This is a genomic window from Mesorhizobium sp. M0816 (genome assembly GCF_040320005.1).
Classification (GTDB): Bacteria; Pseudomonadota; Alphaproteobacteria; order Rhizobiales; family Rhizobiaceae; genus Mesorhizobium.
On sequence record NZ_JAMYOT010000008.1, the window covers coordinates 280,904 to 301,917 of the forward strand.

Here is a 21,014-nt window from a genome sequence, read left to right on the forward strand (position 1 = left end):
GAACGGAGCAGACGATGAACACCCTTCGCACCGCCATGCTTTTGGCCGCAATGACGGCCCTGTTCATGGGTGTCGGCTATCTCATCGGCGGATCCGGCGGCATGATGATCGCGTTGCTGATCGCCGCCGGCACCAATTTGTTCAGCTATTGGAACGCCGACAAGATGGTGCTGTCGATGCACCGTGCGATCGAAGTCGACGAACGCAACGCGCCTGAATATTACGCCATCGTGAAGGGTCTCGCGCAACGTGCCGGCCTGCCGATGCCGAGAACCTATCTCATCGACAATCCGCAGCCCAATGCCTTCGCCACCGGCCGCAATCCGCAAAATGCCGCTGTCGCCGCCAGCACCGGCCTGCTCGAGCGGCTATCGCATGAAGAAGTCGCGGCGGTGATGGCACACGAGCTCGCCCATGTGCAGCACCGCGATACGCTGACCATGACGATCGTCGCCACCTTTGCCGGCGCAATTTCGATGCTCGGCAATTTCGCCTTCTTTTTCGGCGGCAACCGCGACAATAACAATTCCTTTGGCATCGTCGGCGTGCTGGTGGCGATGATAGTCGCGCCCCTGGCCGCCATGATCGTGCAGATGGCGGTGAGCCGCACCCGCGAATATGAGGCCGACCGGCGCGGTGCCGAAATCTGTGGACACCCGCTGTGGCTCGCCTCGGCACTTGACAAGATCGCGCGGGGCGCCGAACGCATCCGCAACCCGGATGCCGAGCGCAATCCGGCAACCGCCCATCTCTTCATCATCAATCCTCTTTCCGGCGAGCGCATGGACAGTTTGTTTTCCACTCACCCGAGCACAGAAAACCGCATCGCCGCGTTGCAGAGGATGGCGAGCGAAATGGCCGGCGCACCCGAAGCGGCCGCGACGCCAAGGCCGGCGCCGGAAGGGACCGGGCAGCAGCCGTCTGGTCCGTGGGACAGGGCCGCGCGGCCCGAGAGGCCGGCTGAGCCGGCCAAGCCGAGACCCAATCCCTGGGGACGCAATCCGACCGGCCCCAAAGGTCCGTGGTCGTGAGTTCAGCGAAGCGCCGGCACGGAATTTCAGGCGATCGTGAACACAATTCGAGCGGCGAGGCCGTAGCCGGCCTCGCCGCGCGCAAGGCAGCCGCGCGCCTGCTTGCCGCGGTTATAGACGCGAGGACGCCGCTCGACGGGCTGACCGACCAAGAGAACGGCCATCCGCAGTACAAGGCGCTCGACCTGCGCGACCGCGCCTTGGTGCGCGCCATTCTGGTCACCGCCCTGCGCTACCGCATGACCATATCAGGCCTTTTGGCCCGTCGCCTGGAAAAGCCGCTGCCGCCCAACGCCACGGCGCTTTCGCACATTTTGCATGTGGCGGCAGCGCAGATCCTGTTCCTCGATGTTCCCGACAGCGCCGCCGTCGACCTCGCCGTGACACACGCCAAGTCCGATCCGCGCACGGCGCGCTTTTCCGGCCTCGTCAACGGCGTGCTGCGCACGCTGGCGCGGGCCAAGCAGGACGAGCTCGCCGCAGCACGTGCCGCTACCGACGAGGCGCCAAAATGGTTTTCCGACCGTTTGAAAACGGTCTACGGCCTCGACAAGGCCAGGCAGATACTGCTCGCCCATCGCCATGAGGCACCGGTCGATTTCTCGGTCAAGTCGGACCCGGCGCTGTGGGCCGAACGGCTCGGCGGCTTTGTCTTGCCGACCGGCACGGTGCGGGTGGAAAAGCTCAGCGCTTCCGTGACCGAACTGCCCGGCTTTGGGGAAGGCGCCTGGTGGGTTCAGGATGCAGCGGCCAGCCTGCCGGCCCGGCTGTTCGGCGACATCAATGGTTTGCGAATCGCCGACCTCTGTGCCGCGCCGGGCGGCAAGACCGCCCAGCTGATCCTCGCCGGCGCCCACGTCACCGCGCTCGACATGTCCAAAACGCGGCTGGCACGGCTGACGCAGAACCTCGAACGGCTCGGTCTGGCCGCCGAGATCGTCCAGGCCGATCTGCTCAAATACGAGCCGAAGGACCTCTTCGACGCCGTCCTCCTCGACCCACCATGCTCTTCGACCGGGACGGTGCGGCGGCATCCCGACGTTCCCTGGACGAAGACGGCGGCCGACGTCGAAAAACTGGCCGACCTGCAACGCCGGCTGCTTGCCCGCGCCGTCACCCTGGTCAAGCCTGGTGGACGCATCGTCTTTTCCAACTGTTCGCTCGATCCGCTGGAAGGCGAAGAGCTCTATCGCGACTTTCTCGCCGGCAATGCGGAGATTGTCGACGACCCGCTTCGGCCGGGTGAGATCGCCGGCATCGACCCGTTTCTGACGCCGCAAGGCACGTTGCGCACCACGCCTGCCGATCTGGAGCTAGGCTCGCCGGGCCGCTCCGGGCTGGACGGCTTCTTCGCCGCCCGCATGCGCAGAGCCGGCTAAGGGCCGATCTTGAAGTGCCGTCCGGCTTCATGGGGCGAGGAGGCATGGAAAACAGGCTGAACGGCCCCACCGCCGCGGAATTCGCCTTCGCACAAGTTCTTGAATCATATAAACTTGTGCTTGGGTGAGGACGATCAGGAGGGGTTTTGGCAATCGCTGCCGGTAACACGACGCGTCTGTGGACGCTTGTCGCGAGGGAGTTCTGGCGCAAGACGCGCCGGCGCTTGCGCGCCGGGCCACTCTATCGCTGGCGCTACTCAGGCCGCACGCCGGAGCGCGTCCTGATCGCCCCACCGGACCTGCGGCTCGCCGATCCTCAGATCGCGCTCGAGATCTATTACGGCCGCTATCCGCTTTCGGGGCATCTGGTCGAGACCGGCGGCAAATCGCCCTTCCAGATCGACGTGCCCAATCCCGGCTGGCAAAAAACGCTGCATGGCTTTCGCTGGCTGCGCCATATGCGTGCCGCCGGTACCGAGCTCGCCGCCGCCAACGCGCGGGCGTTGGTTTCCGACTGGATTGCAATCCATGGCAGCCATATTTCCGGCGTCGCCTGGGAGCCCGGCACGACGGCCAAGCGTGTCATTGCCTGGCTGCAGCATTCCTCGATCGTGTTGCAGGGCGCCGAATTTCCGTTCTACCGCGCGTTCTTGAAATCGCTCGCCGTCCAGATCCGCTATCTGCGCGCCATGGTGCGCGAGATGCCGGACGGCAAGGACAGGCTGCGCGCCCGCATTGCGCTGGCCTTTGCCGCTTTGTCGCTGCCGGCGCCGGCCTCGGCGCTACGCGGTGCTACCCGCAATCTCGCCGAGGAGCTCGACCGCCAGATCCTGCCTGACGGCGGCCATATCTCGCGTAATCCGATGACCGTGCTTGAAATCCTCGCCGACCTTCTGCCGTTGCGCCAGACATACGCCAATCAGGCCGAGACGCCGCCGGCCGCCCTGATCGGCGCCATCGACCGGATGCTGCCGGCACTGCGCTTCTTTCGCCATCAGGACGGCAGCCTTGCCCGCTTCAACGGCATGGGCGCCACCATTCACGACCGTATCGCCAGCATCCTGCATCACGACGACACCGCCGGCGCACCGTTGCTGCACGCGCCGCATTCGGGTTATGAGCGCCTGTCGATGGGCGGTGTCACTGTGATCGCCGATACCGGCCCGCCGCCCCCCGTCGACGTATCCAATGCCGCTCACGCCGGATGCCTCGCCTTCGAATTGTCGTCGGGCCGCCAGCACTATATCGTCAACGCCGGAATAGATACTTATGGCGCCGCCGAGTTCCGGCCGCTTGCCCGCGCCACCGCCGCCCACTCGACCGCCACCATCAACGACACGTCGTCGGCGCGCTTCAATCACTCCTTGCGCGTCAACGACCTGCTCGGCACGCCTTTGATCGGCGGACCGCAGCATGTACCTTGCAAGCGCACCGACCAGAAGGGCAGCCAGGGCTTCATCGCCCGCCATGACGGCTATGTGGCGCGCTTCGGCTTCCTGCATGAGCGCGAGCTGAAATTATCGACCGAAGGCAATGTGTTTGCCGGCAGGGACCGTTTCCTGCGCCCGGGCGGCGCTTCTATCCGCAACAATGGACGTGACTTCGTCACGGTGCGTTTCCATGTCCATCCCGATATAAGCCTGCTCCAGGATGAGCATGACCGTCTGGTGCTGGCCGCCGACCATGCCGACACCTGGGTGTTTACCTCTACCGAAGTGGTGCCAGAGGTCGAGGAATCGATCTATTTCGCAGGGCTTGGCGGCCCGCGCCGCAGCCGCCAGATCGTGCTTGCGTTCAAGGCCTCGGAAATTTCCGAGGTCCACTGGCAATTGACGCGCACCATCATCGCCGGCCGTCCGGAAAAAGCTGAAGCCGGTGGCAACGGCAGACACTGATCAAGTCTTGCGGCTTGATTTCCGGGCCTCATATGCTACGGCCCGCGGACGCTCTCCAACCAGAACTGGAAAGGCCGCCAGCCCATGGCCGTCGCCGCCAAGAACATTCCCGCGCCCGACCTTGTACCCATCCGTCGCGCGCTCCTTTCCGTCTTTGATAAGACCGGCCTGATCGATTTCGCCAGGGCGCTGGCTTCGGCCGGCGTCGAGCTAGTCTCGACCGGCGGCACCGCAAGGGCCCTTGCCGAGGCGGGCATGGCGGTGCGCGACGTGTCCGAGCTCACCGGCTTTCCCGAGATCATGGACGGCCGCGTCAAGACGCTGCACCCGTCGGTGCATGGCGCACTGCTTGGCGTGCGCGACGATCCCGAGCACGCCGCAGCGATGCGCGACCACGGCATCGAGCCGATCGATCTCGTCGTCTCCAATCTCTATCCGTTCGAAGAGGTGCGTCGCTCCGGCGCCGACTACGCGGCGATCGTCGAGAACATCGACATCGGCGGCCCGGCGATGATCCGTGCCTCGGCCAAGAACCACGCCTATGTCGGCATCGTCACCGATCCCGATGACTATGCCTCGGTGCTCAACGCGCTGGAGATGAATTTCGGGTCGTTGTCGCTGGATTTCCGCAAGAAGCTGGCAGCCAAGGCCTTTGCCCGCACCGCCACCTACGATGCGGCGATCTCGGGATGGTTCGCCGAGGCGCTTGAGATCGAGCATCCGACATGGCGCGCCTTCGGCGGCAAGCTGCAGTCGGTGATGCGCTATGGCGAAAACCCGCATCAGGGCGCCGGCTTCTATGTCAACGGCGACAGGCGGCCGGGCGTCGCCACGGCGCGCCAGCTTCAGGGCAAGCAGCTTTCCTACAACAACATCAACGACACCGACGCTGCCTTCGAGCTGGTCGGCGAGTTCGACCCGTCGCGCTCCGCAGCAATTGCCATCATCAAGCACGCCAACCCGTGCGGCGTCGCTGAGGACGCTTCGCTGCAGGCGGCCTATGCCAAGGCGCTGGCCTGCGACCCGGTCTCGGCCTTCGGCGGCATCGTCGCCATGAACCGCATCCTCGATGCCGGAACCGCCGAAGAGATCGTCAAGACCTTTACCGAAGTGATCATCGCACCGGAGGCGTCCGAAGAAGCAGTCCGCATCATTGCCGCCAAGAAGAACCTACGCCTGCTGGTCACCGGCGGCCTGCCCGACCCGCGCGCGGCGGGCCTTGGCTTGAAATCGGTTGCTGGCGGTTTGCTGGTCCAGGGCCGCGACAACGCGGTGGTGGATGACCTCGAGCTGAAAGTGGTGACCAGGCGCGCTCCGACGCCGGCCGAATTGGCCGATCTGAAATTCGCTTTTCGCGTGGCAAAGCACGTCAAGTCGAACGCCATCGTCTATGCCAGGGATGGCGCTACAGTCGGCATCGGCGCCGGCCAGATGAGCCGGGTCGATTCCTCGCGCATCGCGGCGCGCAAGGCGCTCGACGCGGCCGAGGCTGCCGGCCTGACGGAGCCTTTGACCAGGGGCTCGGTCGTCGCCTCGGATGCCTTTTTCCCGTTCGCGGACGGGCTTTTGTCGGCAATCGAAGCCGGCGCCACCGCCGTCATCCAGCCCGGCGGCTCGATGCGCGACGACGATGTCATCGCCGCCGCCGACGCTCACGGCATTGCCATGGTCTTCACCGGAGTGAGGCATTTCCGGCATTGAACGCGTTACCCTCCCGCTGTGGGAGAAGGCAAGAGCAGCTCACTCCGCCGGCCGATCTGCCGGATAGGGCGTGCCGATCAGGATCGCCATGCCGGCGCCAAGGAACAGCACGATCGCCGCCATGCCGAGCCGCGCCGAGCCGCTGGCCAGGGTGATCGTGGCCACCATGAAGGGTGCGGCAAAACTGGTTGCCCGGCCGGCCAGCGCATAGATGCCGAAATAGCGGCCCGATTCGGCAGCGGAGACGCTGCGCGCCATGTAGGAGCGCGACGATGCCTGCACCGGGCCGAAAGCAAGCCCGATCAGCAGGCCGTAGAAAATGTAGGCTTTTTCCGCCGCCGTGCCGAACAATCCGCCACCATCCAGTCCGGGCATCACCCAGGCGCCGAACAGCGTATAGCCCGGTCCGGTCGAAACGATGCCGATCGTGGCAATGCTCAGCATGACCAGCGAAATCATCACTATGGTCTTGGAACCCAGCGCTGTGTCGAGGCGTGCGGCAACCAGGCAGCCGACGATGGCAACGACGTTGAGGATGATGCCGAACAGGCCGATCTCGGTAATCGACCAATGGAACATTGCCGCCGCAAACGTTCCGCCCAGCGCCAGCAGTGCATTGACGCCGTCCTGATAGATCATACGGGCGACGAGAAAGCGAAAAATGCCGCTGCGCTTGCGCACTTCGGCCAGCGTCGACTTCAGTTCCGACAGGCCTTCGCGCACCGCCGGCCCGATTGGAATGCCTTTGATCGCATCAGGCGTGAAGAAGAACATCGGCAGGATGAACAGGAAATACCAGCCCGCCGACAACGGCCCGGTAGCGCGCGCGTCCTCGCCGAGCCTGGGGTCGAGGCCGAAGATCGGGTCGAGCCCAACGACGGTCTTGCCGGTTTCAGGCGAGCCGGCCATGACGGTAACGACGAAGATCAGTGCGATCATGCCGCCGAGATAGCCGAGTCCCCAGGCCATGTTCGAGATCCTGCCGATGTCGCTCTTCGGCACCAGGCGGGGCATCATCGAATCATTGAACACAGTCGAGAATTCCGCCGCGACCGACGCCAGCGAGAACAACGCCACGACCAGAAAAAGATTAGAGCCGGGCGCGGCGAACCACAGCAGGGTGAGGCAGGTGATTTTAACCGCGGCGAAGAAGGCTATCCACGGTTTGCGTGGTCCGGTCTGATCGGCGATCGAGCCGAGGACCGGCGACAAAACGGCAATGACGAGGCCGGCGGCGGCAATGCCGTAGCCCCAGGCCGCTTGCCCGGTCTCCGGATTGCTGGCCATGCGCGAGACGAAATAAGGACCGAAGATGAAGGTGGTAACGACCGTGAAAAACGGCTGTGCCGCCCAGTCGAACAGCATCCATCCCCAGATGCCGCGTCCCGATGCCCGCTGCACTGCCATCTCAGCCATGTCCCCTCCGCTGGAGCTTGCTCCATGCCGATCGAATCGGAATGATGCTCCGTCTTCTTGTTGAGCACGATCTTGTCCAAAAGCCGATCGTCACTTTTTGGGATCATGGTCCGGCGCCCCCCAAAGCAGCGCGCCGTTTGCTCTATAGCGCGGTTCTTGCCGGCAATCCCGCGCGATATGGAAGACGTCTCACAGCTGCGTCAGATCACTCATCAGGCCGGATGCCACCGACAGCCGCGACACGGTGATGTCGCCGCCCTCGGTCAGAGCCTGCAACCGCTCGCGGATGCGTCCGACCCGTTCGCCGCCGGCCTCCAACCATGCCGACACCGGATCCGCCGCCTCGGCATGGCCGGTCAGCGCCGCCACCGCGATGCCGCGCCTGGCCGCGCCGATCGTGTCGGTGACGCGGGAAAGCGCCAGTTGATCGTAATAATCCGAGGGCGTGATCGAGCGCGCAGCATCTTCGACGCGCGGGATGCGGAAGACATCGCTGACTGCAAAAAACGCCTTGGCGGCAGCGACGATGCCGGCATTTGCCGTCCGCGCCGTCAGCGCTATGTCGGGGATGAGTTCCGCCACATCGGTCAACGCCAGTTGCTCGGCAAGGCTCTCGGGCGCGCCACCCTTCGACAGGCTGTGCCGCCGCTCCTCGATCCGCTCGCGCGAGAAGGCCGGCAGCAGCGAAACGAGCTTCGGCTCCAGCGCCTTGCGCGCATCCTGCAACTCGGCAATCCGCTGCCCGAGCAGTGCAGTGTCGGCATCGTTCTTCAGGTGCCAGCCGCTGGTCACATAGATCAGCCGGCTGACCGCCTGATAGAGGTCGAGCTGGATCTGCCCGTCGATCTGGTTATCGAGTGCATCGATCTGGCGATAGAGCGCCGGCAGTGCAAAGCCATCGCGCACCACGGCGAAGGTGCGCACGACATCGGCGGCACTGCGCCCTGTCGCTTCCTGCAGCCTGTTGACGAAGGACGGGCCGCCGCGATTGACCAGATCATTGGCGACGACACGGGCGATGATCTCGCGGCGCAGGCGATGGCCGTGGATTTCCGCCGCATATTTCTTTGCCATGCGGTCGGGAAAGTAACCCATCAGGTCGCGGTCGAAATGCGGATCATCCGGCACGTCGCTGGCGACGATATCGGAAAACAGCACGATCTTGGCATAGGCAAGCAGCACGCCGAGCTCGGCCCGGGTGAGCGGCTCGCCGCGCGCATCGCGCTCGGCAAGAGCCGCCGGCGACGGCAGCGTCTCGACGGCACGGTCGAGCAGCCCGCGCGCCTCGAGCGCCTCCATGAAGCGGCTCTGATGGGCAATGTCGGCAAGGCCGCGCCTGCGAGCAAGGGACAGCGCCAGCGTCTGCTGGTAATTGTTGGACAGCACCAGGGCGCTGACCTCGTCGGTCATCTCGGCCAGCAATTTGTTGCGCGACGGCCGCGTTAGCGATCCCTTGCGCATGGCGGAAGCCAGCGCGATCTTGATGTTGACCTCGACGTCTGAGCAGTTCACGCCGCCCGAATTGTCGATCGCATCTGAGTTGCAGCGGCCGCCATTCAATCCGAATTCGATGCGCGCCCGCTGCGTGACGCCGAGATTGGCGCCTTCACCGATGACCTTGGCACGCAGGTCGAGCGCGGTGATGCGGATCGCGTCATTGGCACGGTCGCCGACGTCCTGGTTGGTCTCGCCCGATGCCCTGACATAGGTGCCGATGCCGCCGAACCACAAAAGATCTGCCGGCGCCTTGAGGATGGCATTCATGATCTCGACCGGCGTGGCCGTTGTCTTGCCGAGGCCGATAGCTGCAGCCGCGGCGGCCGGCAAGGTGATCGACTTCTGGCTGCGCGAGACGATGATGCCGCCTTCGGACAGCTTCGTCTTGTCGTAATCCTGCCAGCTTGAGCGGGCGAGAGCGAACATACGCCGGCGCTCGGCCATCGAAGCGGCCATGTCGGGATCGGGATCGATGAAGATGTCGCGATGATCGAAGGCGGCGATCAGCCGGGTCTGCTCCGACAGCAGCATGCCGTTGCCGAACACGTCGCCCGACATGTCGCCAACGCCGACGACGGTGAACGGCGTGGTTTGGATGTCGCGGTTCATCTCGCGGAAATGCCGCTTGACCGCTTCCCAGGCGCCCTTGGCGGTAATGCCCATCTTCTTGTGGTCGTAGCCGGCCGAACCGCCGCTGGCGAAAGCGTCGTCGAGCCAGAAGCCGTGCCTTTCGCTGATGGCGTTGGCAATGTCCGAGAAGGTCGCCGTGCCCTTGTCCGCGGCGACGACGAAATACGGATCATCCTGATCGCGCCGCACGACGCCGGCTGGCGGGATGACGCCGTCCAGCCCGATATTGTCGGTGATCGACAACAGGCTGGAAACGTAATTCTTGTAGGCGGCCGTGCCGGCCTCGAAAATTGCGTCGCGCCCGGCGCTCATCGGCAGCTTTTTCGGGTAGAAGCCGCCCTTGGCGCCAACCGGCACGATCACCGCATTCTTGACCTGCTGTGCCTTGACCAGGCCGAGCACCTCGGTGCGATAGTCCTGCGCACGGTCCGACCAGCGCAGGCCGCCGCGCGCGACCGGGCCGAAGCGCAGATGCACACCCTCGACCTCGGAGCCGTAGACGAAGATCTCCCGCCATGGCCGCGGCGCCGGCAGCCCGTCGACCGATTGCGAATCGAGCTTGATCGCCAGCGATTGGCCTTTCCGTTTCGTATCGGCAACGAAATGATTGGTGCGCAGCGAGGCTTCGATCAGATTCAGATAACGGCGGATGATGGTGTCGTCGTCAATGTTGGGAACGTCTTCCAGCGCATCCGTGATCTTGGCTTTCAGATGTTTGGCCTGAACGACGCCTTCCGTCTCGGCCGTCGGGCTGAGGCGGGCGACAAACAGCGCATGCAGGCCGCGGGCGATCTCGGGATAACGGTTGAGTGCGGCGGCGATGAAATCCTGGCTCTGCGGGATGCCGGCCTGCTGCAGATAGCGGCCATAGGCGCGCAGGACGGTGATCTCGCCCGACCACAGGCCGGCGGTCTGGGCAAGGCCGTTATAGCCGTCATTGTCGACATCGCCGCGCCAGACGGAAAGGAACGCATCCTCGAACAGCGCGCCGCCATTGCCGAGGTCGATCGGCCTGCCGTAGCTGTTCTCGAGTTCCATGTCGTGGATGAAGACCATGCCGGATTGAATGTCGCCGACCTCGAAAGTGCGCTCGCTGATGACGCGGAAACCGATGTTTTCCAGCACGGGCACGCGCCGCGACAGCGCCACCGGGCTGCCATGGTGATAGATCTTCAGCGCCGCCTGATGCGGCTTCTGGACGGTGTGACGGTAATAGTCGATGGCGATCGGATTTGACGCATCGAGCTTGGCGATGCGCCCGGCATCGGCCAGCGCCACGGCCGGCGGAAAACTGTCGCGATAACTTTCCGAAAAACGCGAGGCGATGGCCGTGAGTCTCGCATCGGCGCCGGTCTCTGTCGCGGTCCCGCGCAGTGCATCGTCCCACGTCCGTACGATGTCGCGGATCGCCGCCTCGATCGTCGCCTGCTCGACCTTCGGCGTCTTGCCGCCGGAGCGGCCGATGATGAAATGGACGCGCGCCAGCCCGCCTTCCGGGAAGGCCGGATAATAGGCCGACAGCCGGCCTTCGAAGACGGTCTTCAGATAGGTGCCGATCTTCTCGCGCACGACGCTGTCGTAGCGGTCGCGCGGCACGAAGACGAGCACGGAGACGAAGCGGTCGAACTGGTCGACACGCACCAATGCCCTGACGCGCGGTCGCTCGATCAAGCCCAGTATGGCTTCGGCATGCTTGCGCAGGATCGGCACCGGAACCTGGAACAGCTCGTCGCGCGGATAGCTCTCCAGCACGTTGATCAAAGCTTTGCCGGAATGGTCGCTTGGATTGAAGCCGGATTTGGCAATGACGGTTTCCGCCTTCGAGCGCAGGTAGGGGATTTTCATCACCGAGCGCGTATAGGCAGTCGAGGTGAACAGGCCGACGATACGGAGCTCGCCTGAAAGCACGCCTTTGCCGGTGTAGGTCTTGACGCCAATGTAGTCGAGGTAGATGCGGCGGTGCACCGATGACTTGGCGTTGGCCTTGGTGACGATCAGCGGTTCCGGCCCATGCAGGAAGGCACGGATTTCCGGCGTCGTGCTCACCGCTTCGGTGCCGCGCCTGAGCACCAGCACGTCGGGATCGGAAAGGATGCCGAGGCCGGGCTTTTCGGCGCGCTCGAGCATGCCGCTCGTCTCGCCGCCAGTGTAGTTGAATTCGCGCATGCCGAGAAAGGTGAAATTGTCGTCGCGCAGCCATTCGAGGAAGGCGATCGCCTCGGTGACATGGGCCTTGTCGAGCGGCACTGGCGAGTAGCGGAATTCCGAGATCGCCTGGTCGAGGCGGGCAAGCATCGGCTTCCAGTCGGTGACGGCGGCTCGCACCTGGCCGAGCAGCTTCGTCAGGCGTGCGGCCAGGCCTTCGGCCTGCTCGGCCGAAAGGCGGCCGATATGGACATGGATGACGCTCAGTCGGTCATGGCTGTGGTCGCCCTTGGCATAACCGCCATCGCCGAGGATTTCGTCGACGCCGTTCTTGCCGTGCCTGACGACTATGACCGGATGGGTAACCAGCAGCGGCTCGCCGGCGCTTTCTGTAATCTCGCCGAGGACGGAATCGAACAGGAACGGCATGTTGTCGTTGACGACGGTGATCACCGTCATCGGCCGGCCCTGGCGGACGACACCGGAATCGACGTCTATGGCAACGACGCAGTCGTCCTTCTTGTGCCTGGACACTGCGCGGCCGGCGAGTTCGGCAGCGCGTTCGAGATCGATGACGTCGTAGGCGGCGACATCTTCGGCCGGAGCTCGGGCCAGCAGGTAGTCGGCAAGCCTGCCGGGCTTTTCGCCACCCGCGGCTTCACCCCTCGTCACGCCGGCTTTTTTCAACCGGCTCGCTGACTTTACGCTGGCCATGAGTCCCTCCCGTCACATGTTTTTGCGGCTATGCTAACAGATGACGGGTATTTGGCGACAAAGGTTTGACGGCTTGCGACGAAATGTCGGAATTCACCGGCAGCCTGGCGAAAACGAGGAGAAATCCGCCATGACGGAGAAAATTACCGCGCTTGACCTGGCACCGGCGGAGCTGAGCGACGCGACCAAGGCCTATTTCGCCAAGTGCCGGGAGAAGCTCGGCCTCGTTCCCAATGTGCTGCTCGCCTATGCCTTCGACGAGAAGAAGCTGCGCGCTTTCACCGACATGTACAATGATTTGATGCTGGGTGAATCCGGCCTGTCGAAACTCGAGCGCGAGATGATCGCGGTGGCCGTCTCGTCGGTCAACCATTGCTACTATTGCCTGGTCGCGCATGGCGCGGCGGTGCGCCAGCTTTCCGGCGACCCGGCCTTCGGCGAGATGATGGTGATGAATTTTCGCGCCGCCGAGCTGTCGGACAGGCAACGCGCCATGCTCGAATTCGCGGTGAAGCTGACCGGGCAGCCGGCAAAGATCGTCGAAGCGGACCGGGCGGCGCTGCGGCAAGTCGGCTTTTCCGACCGCGACATCTGGGACGTCGCCTCGACCGCGGCGTTCTTCAACATGTCGAACCGGCTTGCATCGGCAATCGACATGCGGCCGAACGATGAATACCATGCGATGGCGCGATAGGGCACCGCCGTTGCGAGCCAACCGCACATTATATTAGCTACTTCGCATTCTCGTTGCTTGTTTGCCGGTTTGGTCCGATGATCGGCATGCGGCATGACCGCATGCCGGTTCGATGCCGCCGATCAAAGGAGGAGAACATGGCGAAATTTCTCTACGTCTATCATGGCTCGGGCAAGATGCCGACCGAGGAGGCCGAACGGAAGGCAGCGATGGATGCCTGGAACGGCTGGTACGGCAAGCTTGGCTCAGCCGTGGTCGACGGTGGCAATCCAGTCGGCATGTCGAAGACCCTGCTGCCCGGCGGCAAGGTCGAGAACAATGGCGGTAGCAATCCGACCGCCGGTTACACCATCATCGAAGCGAAAGACATCGACGATGCCGTCGGCAAAGCCAAGGATTGTCCTATCCTGACGGACCCGGGTTTCAGCGTCGAGATTGCGCCGATAATCGAAATGGGTTGACGCGCCGGCTCAGGACCGCGCCGCGATAGCCGCCGCAGCGCCGGCCATGGTTCCGGCGCTGACGCGGTTGGCGATCTTCATCGCCCGCTTGCTTTTGAGCAGCTTGCGCGCCTGTGATGCGGCGAGCACCCAGGTCAAATCGATAGCGACCAGGACAACGGCCATGGTCGCGGTCAGCTCGACCCAGCCGATCATGCTGACCGAACCGAGGTCGATGATGGTCGGCAGCAGCGCCAGGTAGAACATCATGATCTTCGGGTTGCCGAGCGTCACCGCCATGCCGGCAAAGAACAGCTTGGTGGGCGAATCTTCGCGCGGCAGCGAACCTTCTTTTGCCTCGACCGGCGCGGTCCACATCTTCCAGGCCAGCCAGGCGAGATAGGCGACGCCGACCCACTTCACGACGACAAAGGCAAAATGGAACGTCTGCGCCACCACGGCGAGGCCAAACACCGCCAGGGACAGCCAGATCGCTTCGCCGATCCACATGGCAAGCAGGAACGGAAACACGTCGCGAAACCCTTTCGAGATGACCCGCGCCACAAGAGCGGCGATCGATGGGCCGGGCGAGCCGGCTGCAACAAGCAGGGCGCCGGCAAAAATCAGCAGCGACGTGAAATGCATGACGCGGTCTCGTTTGAAATGTTTGGGTCGTTCAACATAACCCAACTGTTCCGGCGACGGTAGCGTCTACCGAAAGAAGGCTTGTCGGCCAGGCACCTCACGGCTAGAGATGTCGTTCCGAAATCCTTTCCGAGCTTCACTTTGCCTGCGTAACCGCCGGTCTCGTCAACTCCCCCAACACAGAGCAGGGCGTCGCAGCCGCGATGCCTGTTTTCACATCATGTGTTCCTCGGGTGGCGGTTCGAGGCCGGTTTGGCACTGCTGAACCGCTGTCGCGCATAACCACCCGCGACACCTGATTTCCAACTGCCGCAGTCTCTCGCCACGCCGTGCCCGCAAGGGTTCTCGATATCGCCGATCTGACGAACTTCCCGACGGGAAGGGCTTTTCGGCATGCCTTCGATACTGCGTATCCGCTGGGCGATCACACCCAAGACCGCACCTCGACCTCACCTCAACTGCAATCGCTGCGGCGGCCTGAAAGCCTATCGCTGCAGCGGCAAATTCCGGGTCAATGCCAACGGCAAGCGCATTGACGCCTGGTTGATCTACCGCTGCATCGACTGCGACAATTCCTGGAATTTCGGCATTCTGGAGCGCTGCAGCCGCCGCGATATCGAACCGGCAATATTGCAGGCGCTCGAAAGCAATGATCCGGTCCTGGCGCGGCGCCATGCTTTCGATGTTGCCGCATTGCGAAGCAGGATCGGGCGCGTCGAGGAGTTTCCTGAAGCCATCGTTCATAAGCAGGTGCTCGGGGACAGGCCGGGAAATACCAGCGCTCTCGAACTTCAGCTCTGGCTCGAAATGCCGACAACGCTGCGGCTCGATCGGTTGCTGGCCAGCGAACTCGGTGTCTCGCGATCGCGGCTTCAGGTTTGGGAAGAGAAACGATTGCTGGTCATTGGTCCGGACGGGGCCAAAGCCTTGCGCCGGCCGGCGCGGGCGGGAACGGCGATCCGGATCCACCTGTCTGGCGAACCAGACCGGGACGAAATCATTTCGGCTGCAGGTGGATGAGGCGACGGCAAGGGAATCCGTAATCAGAGACAGTTACGGCCAAGGGTCAGTCGCCCTCTTTGGAGGCCGAGCCAATCAAACCCTTGGCCGCATCGAGATCGCTGTCGGCGACTTGCACATGGATCAAGCCAAGCCTGCCCGTGTCGAGAAGATAATTCGCGAGAGCATAAATTCCATACGCGTCGAGCATCGACACGCAAACTTCGGCCTCGGGTCGATTGTCGTATATGACAGCCGTGACGAGTTTACCGCTCATTGCGCGGTATTGCCTTTTACGCCGCGCCGACCACTTTCGCCGACTTCTCAAAACGCTTGCGCTCGTTCGGATCGAGATAGAGCTTGCGCAGGCGGATGGTCTTCGGCGTCACTTCGACCAGCTCGTCGTCCTGGATCCAGGCCAGCGCGCGTTCCAGCGTCATGCGGATCGGCGGTGTCAGCTTCACCGCCTCGTCCTTGCCGGCGGCGCGGATGTTGGTCAGCTTCTTGCCCTTGAGCACGTTGACTTCGAGGTCGTTGTCCCTGGAATGGATGCCGATGATCATGCCCTGATAGACCTTGACGCCGGGGTCGATGACCATCGGGCCGCGGTCTTCCAGGTTCCACATGGCGTACGCCACCGATTCACCCTGTTCATTGGAGATCAGCACGCCGTTGGTACGGCCCGGCAGCTCACCCTTGTAAGGTTCATAGGCATGGAACAGCCGGTTCATCACAGCGGTGCCGCGCGTGTCGGTCAACAGTTCCGACTGGTAGCCGATCAGGCCGCGCGTCGGTGCGTGGAAGACGATGCGCTGGCGATTGCCGCCCGAAGGGCGAAGCTCGACCATCTCGGCCTTGCGCTCCGACATCTTCTGCACGACGACGCCGGCATGCTCCTCGTCGACGTCGATGACGACTTCCTCGACCGGCTCCAGTAATTCGCCGCTGTCGCCCTTCTGCATGACGACGCGCGGCCGCGACACGGCGATCTCAAAACCTTCGCGGCGCATCGTCTCGATCAGCACGGCCAACTGCAATTCGCCGCGGCCGGAGACGAAGAACGAATCCTTGTCCGGCGATTCCTCGATCTTCAGCGCGACATTGCCTTCAGCCTCGCGCAGCAGGCGGTCGCGGATGACGCGGCTGGTCACCTTGTCGCCTTCGGTGCCGGCCAGCGGGGAATCATTGACCAGGAACGACATCGTCACGGTCGGCGGATCGATCGGCTGCGCATGCAGCGGTTCGGTCACCGACGGGTCGCAGAACGTGTCGGCGACGGTGCCCTTCGACAGGCCGGCAATAGCGACGATGTCGCCCGCCTGCGCCTCGTCGATGGGCTGGCGCTCGAGCCCTCGGAAAGCGAGGATCTTCGAGATTCGGCCGGTTTCGACCTGGGTGCCGTCATGGTGCAGCACCTTGACCGCCTGGTTGGATTTCAGCGTGCCGGATTCGATACGGCCGGTGATGATGCGGCCGAGGAACGGATTGGCTTCCAGGATGGTACCGATCATGCGGAACGGGCCGGGATGAACGGTCGGCGCCGGCACGTGCTTGATGACGAGGTCGAACAGCGGCGCCAGAGCCTGGTCCTTCGGACCTTCGGGGTTTTCCGAAACCCAGCCGTCGCGGCCTGAACCATAAAGGATAGGGAAGTCGAGCTGCTCGTCGGTAGCGTCAAGTGCTGCAAAAAGATCGAACACCTCGTTGACCACTTCGACGTGGCGGGCATCTGGCCGGTCGATCTTGTTGATGACGACGATCGGCTTCAGTCCAACCTTGAGTGCCTTGCCGACCACGAATTTGGTCTGCGGCATCGGCCCCTCTGCGGCGTCGACCAGCACGATGGCCGAATCCACCATCGACAGAATGCGCTCGACCTCGCCGCCGAAGTCGGCGTGGCCGGGCGTGTCGACGATGTTGATTCGGGTGTCCTTCCAGTCGACCGAGGTCGCCTTGGCCAGGATGGTGATGCCGCGTTCCTTTTCGAGGTCGTTCGAATCCATGGCGCGCTCGGCGACGCGCTGGTTGTCGCGGAACGAGCCGGACTGTTTCAGAAGCTGGTCGACGAGGGTGGTTTTTCCATGGTCGACGTGCGCGATGATCGCGATATTGCGGATTTTCATGTTTCGGTCTCGGGAGCGTTGCAGGCAGCAGGCCAAAAGGCGCTGCCTCTTTCGGTTGGGCGGCTCATACAGGGTTTTTCGCAATTGCGAAAGAGGAGGCGAGCCACCAAATAAAGTCACCAAATCTTAAATGTCTTGGTGTGAAGTGGAATTATTAACCAAGGCGGAACCTTTCATGGTCCGGACAGTTCGAATTTCATGATCGAGATAGGCATCAAACTCCGGCCGATTTTGGCATGTACCGCGCTCGCCGTCCTCCTCGCGGCCGGCGCGGCGCAGTCGGCGGCGTCGTTCAAGGAGACGCGGTCTGCTTTGCCGTCCGACAAGCCGTCGGCGGAGCAGCTTTTTGCCGATGCTCCCGATGGCGTCGATCCGGTGGTGACCGGGCCGGTCAGCGCCGCCTTCAAGCAGCGGCAGCAAAATGCCGGATGCGACAGCGCCGTCTGGCCCAACATTCCCGTCGTCTGCTATCCCGATTGATATACGTCCTACCCTCGGGCTGGCCCGAGGGTAGTGGCGCCGTCGCTCACGCCGACCGCACCGGATCGAGCGTGACCTTGTAGAGTTCGCTGTCGTCGCGATCCATCAGCCGCACCGTCAACTGCTCGGTGGCGCCATCGATTTCGACGAGCCCGAAGAACTGCAGGCCGGCCGAAGGCGCCAGGTTTTGACCCTGTTCGGCAGTTGGTGCCTTTATGAACTTCAGCTCCGGGCCGAATGTCATATCGAAACCATTAGGCCCGAACGTGCCGGAATGGATCGGACCCGAAACGAATTCCCAAAACGGATTGAAGTCCTGGAACTGCGCCTTGTCCGGATTGTAGTAATGCGCGGCTGTGTAATGCACGTCTGCGGTGAGCCAGACAGTATTGCTGATACCCGCATTCTTTATATAGCGAAGAAGGTCGGCAATTTCCAGCTCACGCCCTTTGGCCGGGCCATTGTCGCCATTGCTGACCGCCTCGGCCCCTACCTTCTTGGTGCCGTCGTTCCAGACGACGAGGCCGAGCGGCATGTCGGCGGCGATGATTTTCCAGGTTGCGTTGGAATTCGCCAGTTCACGCTTCAGCCACTTGATCTGCTGTTCACCGAGGATGCGCGATTGCGGCGTCATCGTCTCCTGCATATCCGGACCGTTGGGGCCGCGGTAGGAACGCATGTCGAGGAAGAACACGTCGAGCAGCGGACCATAGGCGATCTTGCGGTAGACGCGGCCGGGCTCCGACGGCTCGTAACGGATCGTCGTCATTTCGTGGAAGGCGCGCGCCGCACGTGCCGCCAGCACATGGATGGATTTTTCAGTGTAGCGATCGTCGGCGCTCAGGTCCTTCGAGTCCGACCAGTTGTTCAGCACCTCGTGGTCATCCCACTGATAGAAGGTCGGACAGATGGCGCTGAGCGCCAGCACATGCCTGTCCATCATGTTGTATTTCCACTGCGCCCGGTATTCGTCCAGCGTCTCGGCAACCTTGCGCTTCTCATCGATCAGCACTTTGTTTTTCCACTTGCCGCCGTTGGGCAGGTCGACCTCGTCCTTCATCGCACCATCGGCATAGATCGTATCGCCCGAATGCAGGAAGAAGTCGGGCGTGTGCTTGGCAATGGTGGCGTAGGTCTTCATGCCGGTCTCGTCGATGCCCCAGCCTTGGCCGGCGGTGTCGCCCGACCAGGCAAAGCGAATGTCGCGTTTCGAGGCAGGTGCCGTGCGGAAGCGGCCGACGACCGGCTCGGAAACGGCGTTGATGTCGGCAAGATCGGCCGCGACCATGCGGTAGAAGATGTCCTGGTCGGAGGCGAGATCGGTAAGCAGCCGCTTCACCGTATAATCGCTGGCCGGCGAGCTATCGAGCGGCGCCAGGCGGACGGCATTGGTGAAGCTTTCGGTCGGCGACACCTCGAACATGACGCGCGACGGCCGGTCGGTGCGTGTCCAGACCATGCCGCTGGTGGCGTCGACGTCGCCGGACTGGATGCCATGGGTGAAAGCCGGGCGCTGATTGGCGCGCGAGTAATAGGGAAGGGCGAGGCCCGAGGCGCCGACCAGGCCAACGGCGCTGGCCGACGTGACGAACGCGCGCCGCGTCATCGAAATCTTGTTCATGGCTGTCTCCTGGATGGCATTGAACGTCGCCGCCAAGCTCCAGCTTCAATGTTTCAGGCACATTTCGAAACGATGAAGGTTTGATAACAGTGAACAGGCTGGCGAATCTCCCTCCTTGAGGGGGAGATGTCGCCGAAGGCGACAGAAGGGGGTCGTCTCGCATGGAGCACCGACCTCTTGCATCGGCGATAAGGGGCCGAGCCCAGTCGGACCGACCCCCTCTGGCCGCTTCGCGGCCATCTCCCCCTCAAGGGGGGAGATTAGCACGGCCGATCGCGCCCTACGCCGGCTGCGGTTCCGGATCAAACGCCGGGCGGCTGGTGTTGATCAGCAGCGAGATGCAGGCGGCGGCTATTGCCGTCATGCCGGCGATCAGGAAGGCAAGCTCATAGTTGCCCTGAAGCTCACGCATGGTGCCACCGAAGGCAGCGGCGGTTGCCGCACCCACCTGATGGCCGGCGACGATCCAGCCGAAGACGATCGGCCCGCTGCGGTCGCCGAACGCCTCGTTGGAAAGCCTGAGCGTCGGCGGCACCGTGGCGATCCAGTCCAGTCCGTAAAACACGGCGAAGATGATCAGGCTGGTCGCCGAGAAGCCGGAATAGGGCAAATAGATCAGCGACAGGCCGCGAATACCGTAATAGACGCCGAGCAGCTTGCGCGGGTCGAAACGGTCGGTGAGCCAGCCCGACAGCGTTGTGCCGATAAGATCGAAGATGCCCATCATCGAGAGCAGGCCTGCAGCCTGCACTTCGCCAATGCCCATATCGCCGCAAAAGGCGATCAGGTGCGTGCCGACCAACCCGTTGGTGGTGAAGCCGCAAACGAAGAAGGTGGCGAACAGATACCAAAAGACGCGCGTGCCGGCGGCGCGGCGCAGCGTGCTCATCGTATGCGCGAGGAAATTGCCTTGCGCGGCAGGTGGTGACGGCGGCACGTCGTCGAGCTCGGCGCCATAGCGTACCATGCCGATGGAGGCCGGCCGCTCCGGCACCAGCAGCCAGACCAGCGGCAGCAGGCAGGCGGTGGCAACCGAGACCGCGATGACAACCGGCTTCCAGCCACCCGACTGAGCCAGCGCGGCGATCAGCGGCAGGAAGACCAGCAGCCCGGTGGCACTGGACGCCGACATCAGTCCCATCACCAAGCCGCGATTGGTCTTGAACCAGCGGTTGACGATGGTCGCGCCGAGCACGGTGGCGACGGCGCCCGAGCTGACGCCGGAAAACACGCCCCAGGTGAGGAGCAGATGCCACGGTTTGGTCATCAACAGGCTGAGCGCGGTCGATCCCGACATCAACAGCAGCGCGGCAAGCAAGGTGCGGCGCAGCCCGATCCGCTCCATCAGCGCCGCGGCAAACGGCCCGGTCAGGCCATAGAGGAAGATGCCGGTGGCCGCCGCCAGCGACACCACGTCGCGCCGCCAGCCGAAACTGTTCTCCAGCGGCAGCATCATGACTGCCGGCGCCGAACGCAGGCCCGCTGCGATCAGCAGGCAAAGGAAGATGACGGCGACCACGACGAAAGCGTAGCGCTGGCCAAACGGGCGGGATTGAGCTATCATGTTACTGACCGGTACGTTGCAGGAATGCGAAACATACGTA

At 63.3% G+C, this 21,014-nt stretch carries 15 protein-coding genes; 8 read left to right on the forward strand and 7 right to left on the reverse strand.

The features are described 5' to 3' along the window. Positions 1-14 precede the first annotated feature (14 nt). The 4 genes from htpX (at position 15) to purH (ending at position 6,006) form a co-directional block, all read left to right on the forward strand. Positions 15-1,031 (forward strand): zinc metalloprotease HtpX, encoded by a 1,017-nt coding sequence (gene htpX, locus NKI17_RS15375; protein WP_023678119.1) that lies wholly within the window; start codon positions 15-17, stop codon positions 1,029-1,031. Beyond that, complete coding sequence (locus NKI17_RS15380; protein WP_023678120.1) at positions 1,022-2,410, forward strand: RsmB/NOP family class I SAM-dependent RNA methyltransferase; 1,389 nt, start codon at positions 1,022-1,024, stop codon at positions 2,408-2,410. The genes htpX and NKI17_RS15380 overlap by 10 nt, the downstream gene beginning before the upstream one ends. 146 nt (positions 2,411-2,556) lie before the next feature. Beyond that, positions 2,557-4,305, forward strand: a complete 1,749-nt coding sequence (locus NKI17_RS15385) for a heparinase II/III family protein (protein ID WP_352906260.1) — start codon at positions 2,557-2,559, stop codon at positions 4,303-4,305. Between the two features lie 84 nt (positions 4,306-4,389). Beyond that, entirely contained in the window at positions 4,390-6,006 is a 1,617-nt protein-coding gene (gene purH, locus NKI17_RS15390) for a bifunctional phosphoribosylaminoimidazolecarboxamide formyltransferase/IMP cyclohydrolase (protein WP_023678122.1), read from the forward strand. Between the two features lie 39 nt (positions 6,007-6,045). Here purH and NKI17_RS15395 read toward each other — a convergent pair whose 3' ends face one another. Both NKI17_RS15395 and NKI17_RS15400 read right to left on the reverse strand, forming a co-directional pair. Next, positions 6,046-7,422, reverse strand: coding sequence for an MFS transporter (locus NKI17_RS15395; RefSeq protein ID WP_352696920.1), 1,377 nt, complete (start codon positions 7,420-7,422; stop codon positions 6,046-6,048). A 189-nt stretch (positions 7,423-7,611) separates the two neighbouring features. Further along, entirely contained in the window at positions 7,612-12,408 is a 4,797-nt protein-coding gene (locus NKI17_RS15400) for an NAD-glutamate dehydrogenase (protein ID WP_352906262.1), read from the reverse strand. Positions 12,409-12,538: 130 nt separating this feature from the next. Between NKI17_RS15400 and NKI17_RS15405 the strand changes: the two genes are divergently transcribed. Together NKI17_RS15405 and NKI17_RS15410 are read left to right on the forward strand one after the other, a co-directional pair. Beyond that, positions 12,539-13,102, forward strand: a complete 564-nt coding sequence (locus NKI17_RS15405) for a peroxidase-related enzyme (protein WP_352681815.1) — start codon at positions 12,539-12,541, stop codon at positions 13,100-13,102. Positions 13,103-13,239: 137 nt separating this feature from the next. Further along, positions 13,240-13,563 carry a YciI family protein gene (locus NKI17_RS15410; protein WP_023678126.1) on the forward strand — a complete coding sequence of 108 codons (324 nt, stop codon included), beginning with the start codon at positions 13,240-13,242 and terminating at the stop codon, positions 13,561-13,563. Positions 13,564-13,572: 9 nt separating this feature from the next. On the opposite strand, the gene NKI17_RS15415 is transcribed toward NKI17_RS15410, so the two are convergent. Further along, positions 13,573-14,187 carry a LysE family translocator gene (locus NKI17_RS15415; protein WP_352458079.1) on the reverse strand — a complete coding sequence of 205 codons (615 nt, stop codon included), beginning with the start codon at positions 14,185-14,187 and terminating at the stop codon, positions 13,573-13,575. A gap of 393 nt (positions 14,188-14,580) precedes the next feature. Here NKI17_RS15415 and NKI17_RS15420 point away from each other — a divergent pair, with 393 nt between their 5' ends. Next, complete coding sequence (locus NKI17_RS15420) at positions 14,581-15,207, forward strand: DUF1062 domain-containing protein (protein ID WP_352474673.1); 627 nt, start codon at positions 14,581-14,583, stop codon at positions 15,205-15,207. A gap of 46 nt (positions 15,208-15,253) precedes the next feature. Here NKI17_RS15420 and NKI17_RS15425 read toward each other — a convergent pair whose 3' ends face one another. Both NKI17_RS15425 and typA read right to left on the reverse strand, forming a co-directional pair. Then, on the reverse strand, positions 15,254-15,463 hold the full coding sequence (locus NKI17_RS15425) for a hypothetical protein (RefSeq protein WP_352474675.1): 210 nt from the start codon (positions 15,461-15,463) through the stop codon (positions 15,254-15,256). Positions 15,464-15,479: 16 nt separating this feature from the next. Then, positions 15,480-17,309: a translational GTPase TypA gene (gene typA, locus NKI17_RS15430; protein ID WP_023678130.1), complete on the reverse strand. Its 1,830-nt coding sequence runs from the start codon at positions 17,307-17,309 to the stop codon at positions 15,480-15,482. Between the two features lie 198 nt (positions 17,310-17,507). Between typA and NKI17_RS15435 the strand changes: the two genes are divergently transcribed. Beyond that, positions 17,508-17,789, forward strand: a complete 282-nt coding sequence (locus tag NKI17_RS15435; protein ID WP_352451242.1) for a hypothetical protein — start codon at positions 17,508-17,510, stop codon at positions 17,787-17,789. Positions 17,790-17,835: 46 nt separating this feature from the next. Here NKI17_RS15435 and NKI17_RS15440 read toward each other — a convergent pair whose 3' ends face one another. Both NKI17_RS15440 and NKI17_RS15445 read right to left on the reverse strand, forming a co-directional pair. Then, positions 17,836-19,410 (reverse strand): alkaline phosphatase D family protein, encoded by a 1,575-nt coding sequence (locus NKI17_RS15440; RefSeq protein WP_352906264.1) that lies wholly within the window; start codon positions 19,408-19,410, stop codon positions 17,836-17,838. 280 nt (positions 19,411-19,690) lie between these two features. Beyond that, on the reverse strand, positions 19,691-20,974 hold the full coding sequence (locus NKI17_RS15445) for an MFS transporter (protein ID WP_352906265.1): 1,284 nt from the start codon (positions 20,972-20,974) through the stop codon (positions 19,691-19,693). Positions 20,975-21,014 lie beyond the last annotated feature (40 nt).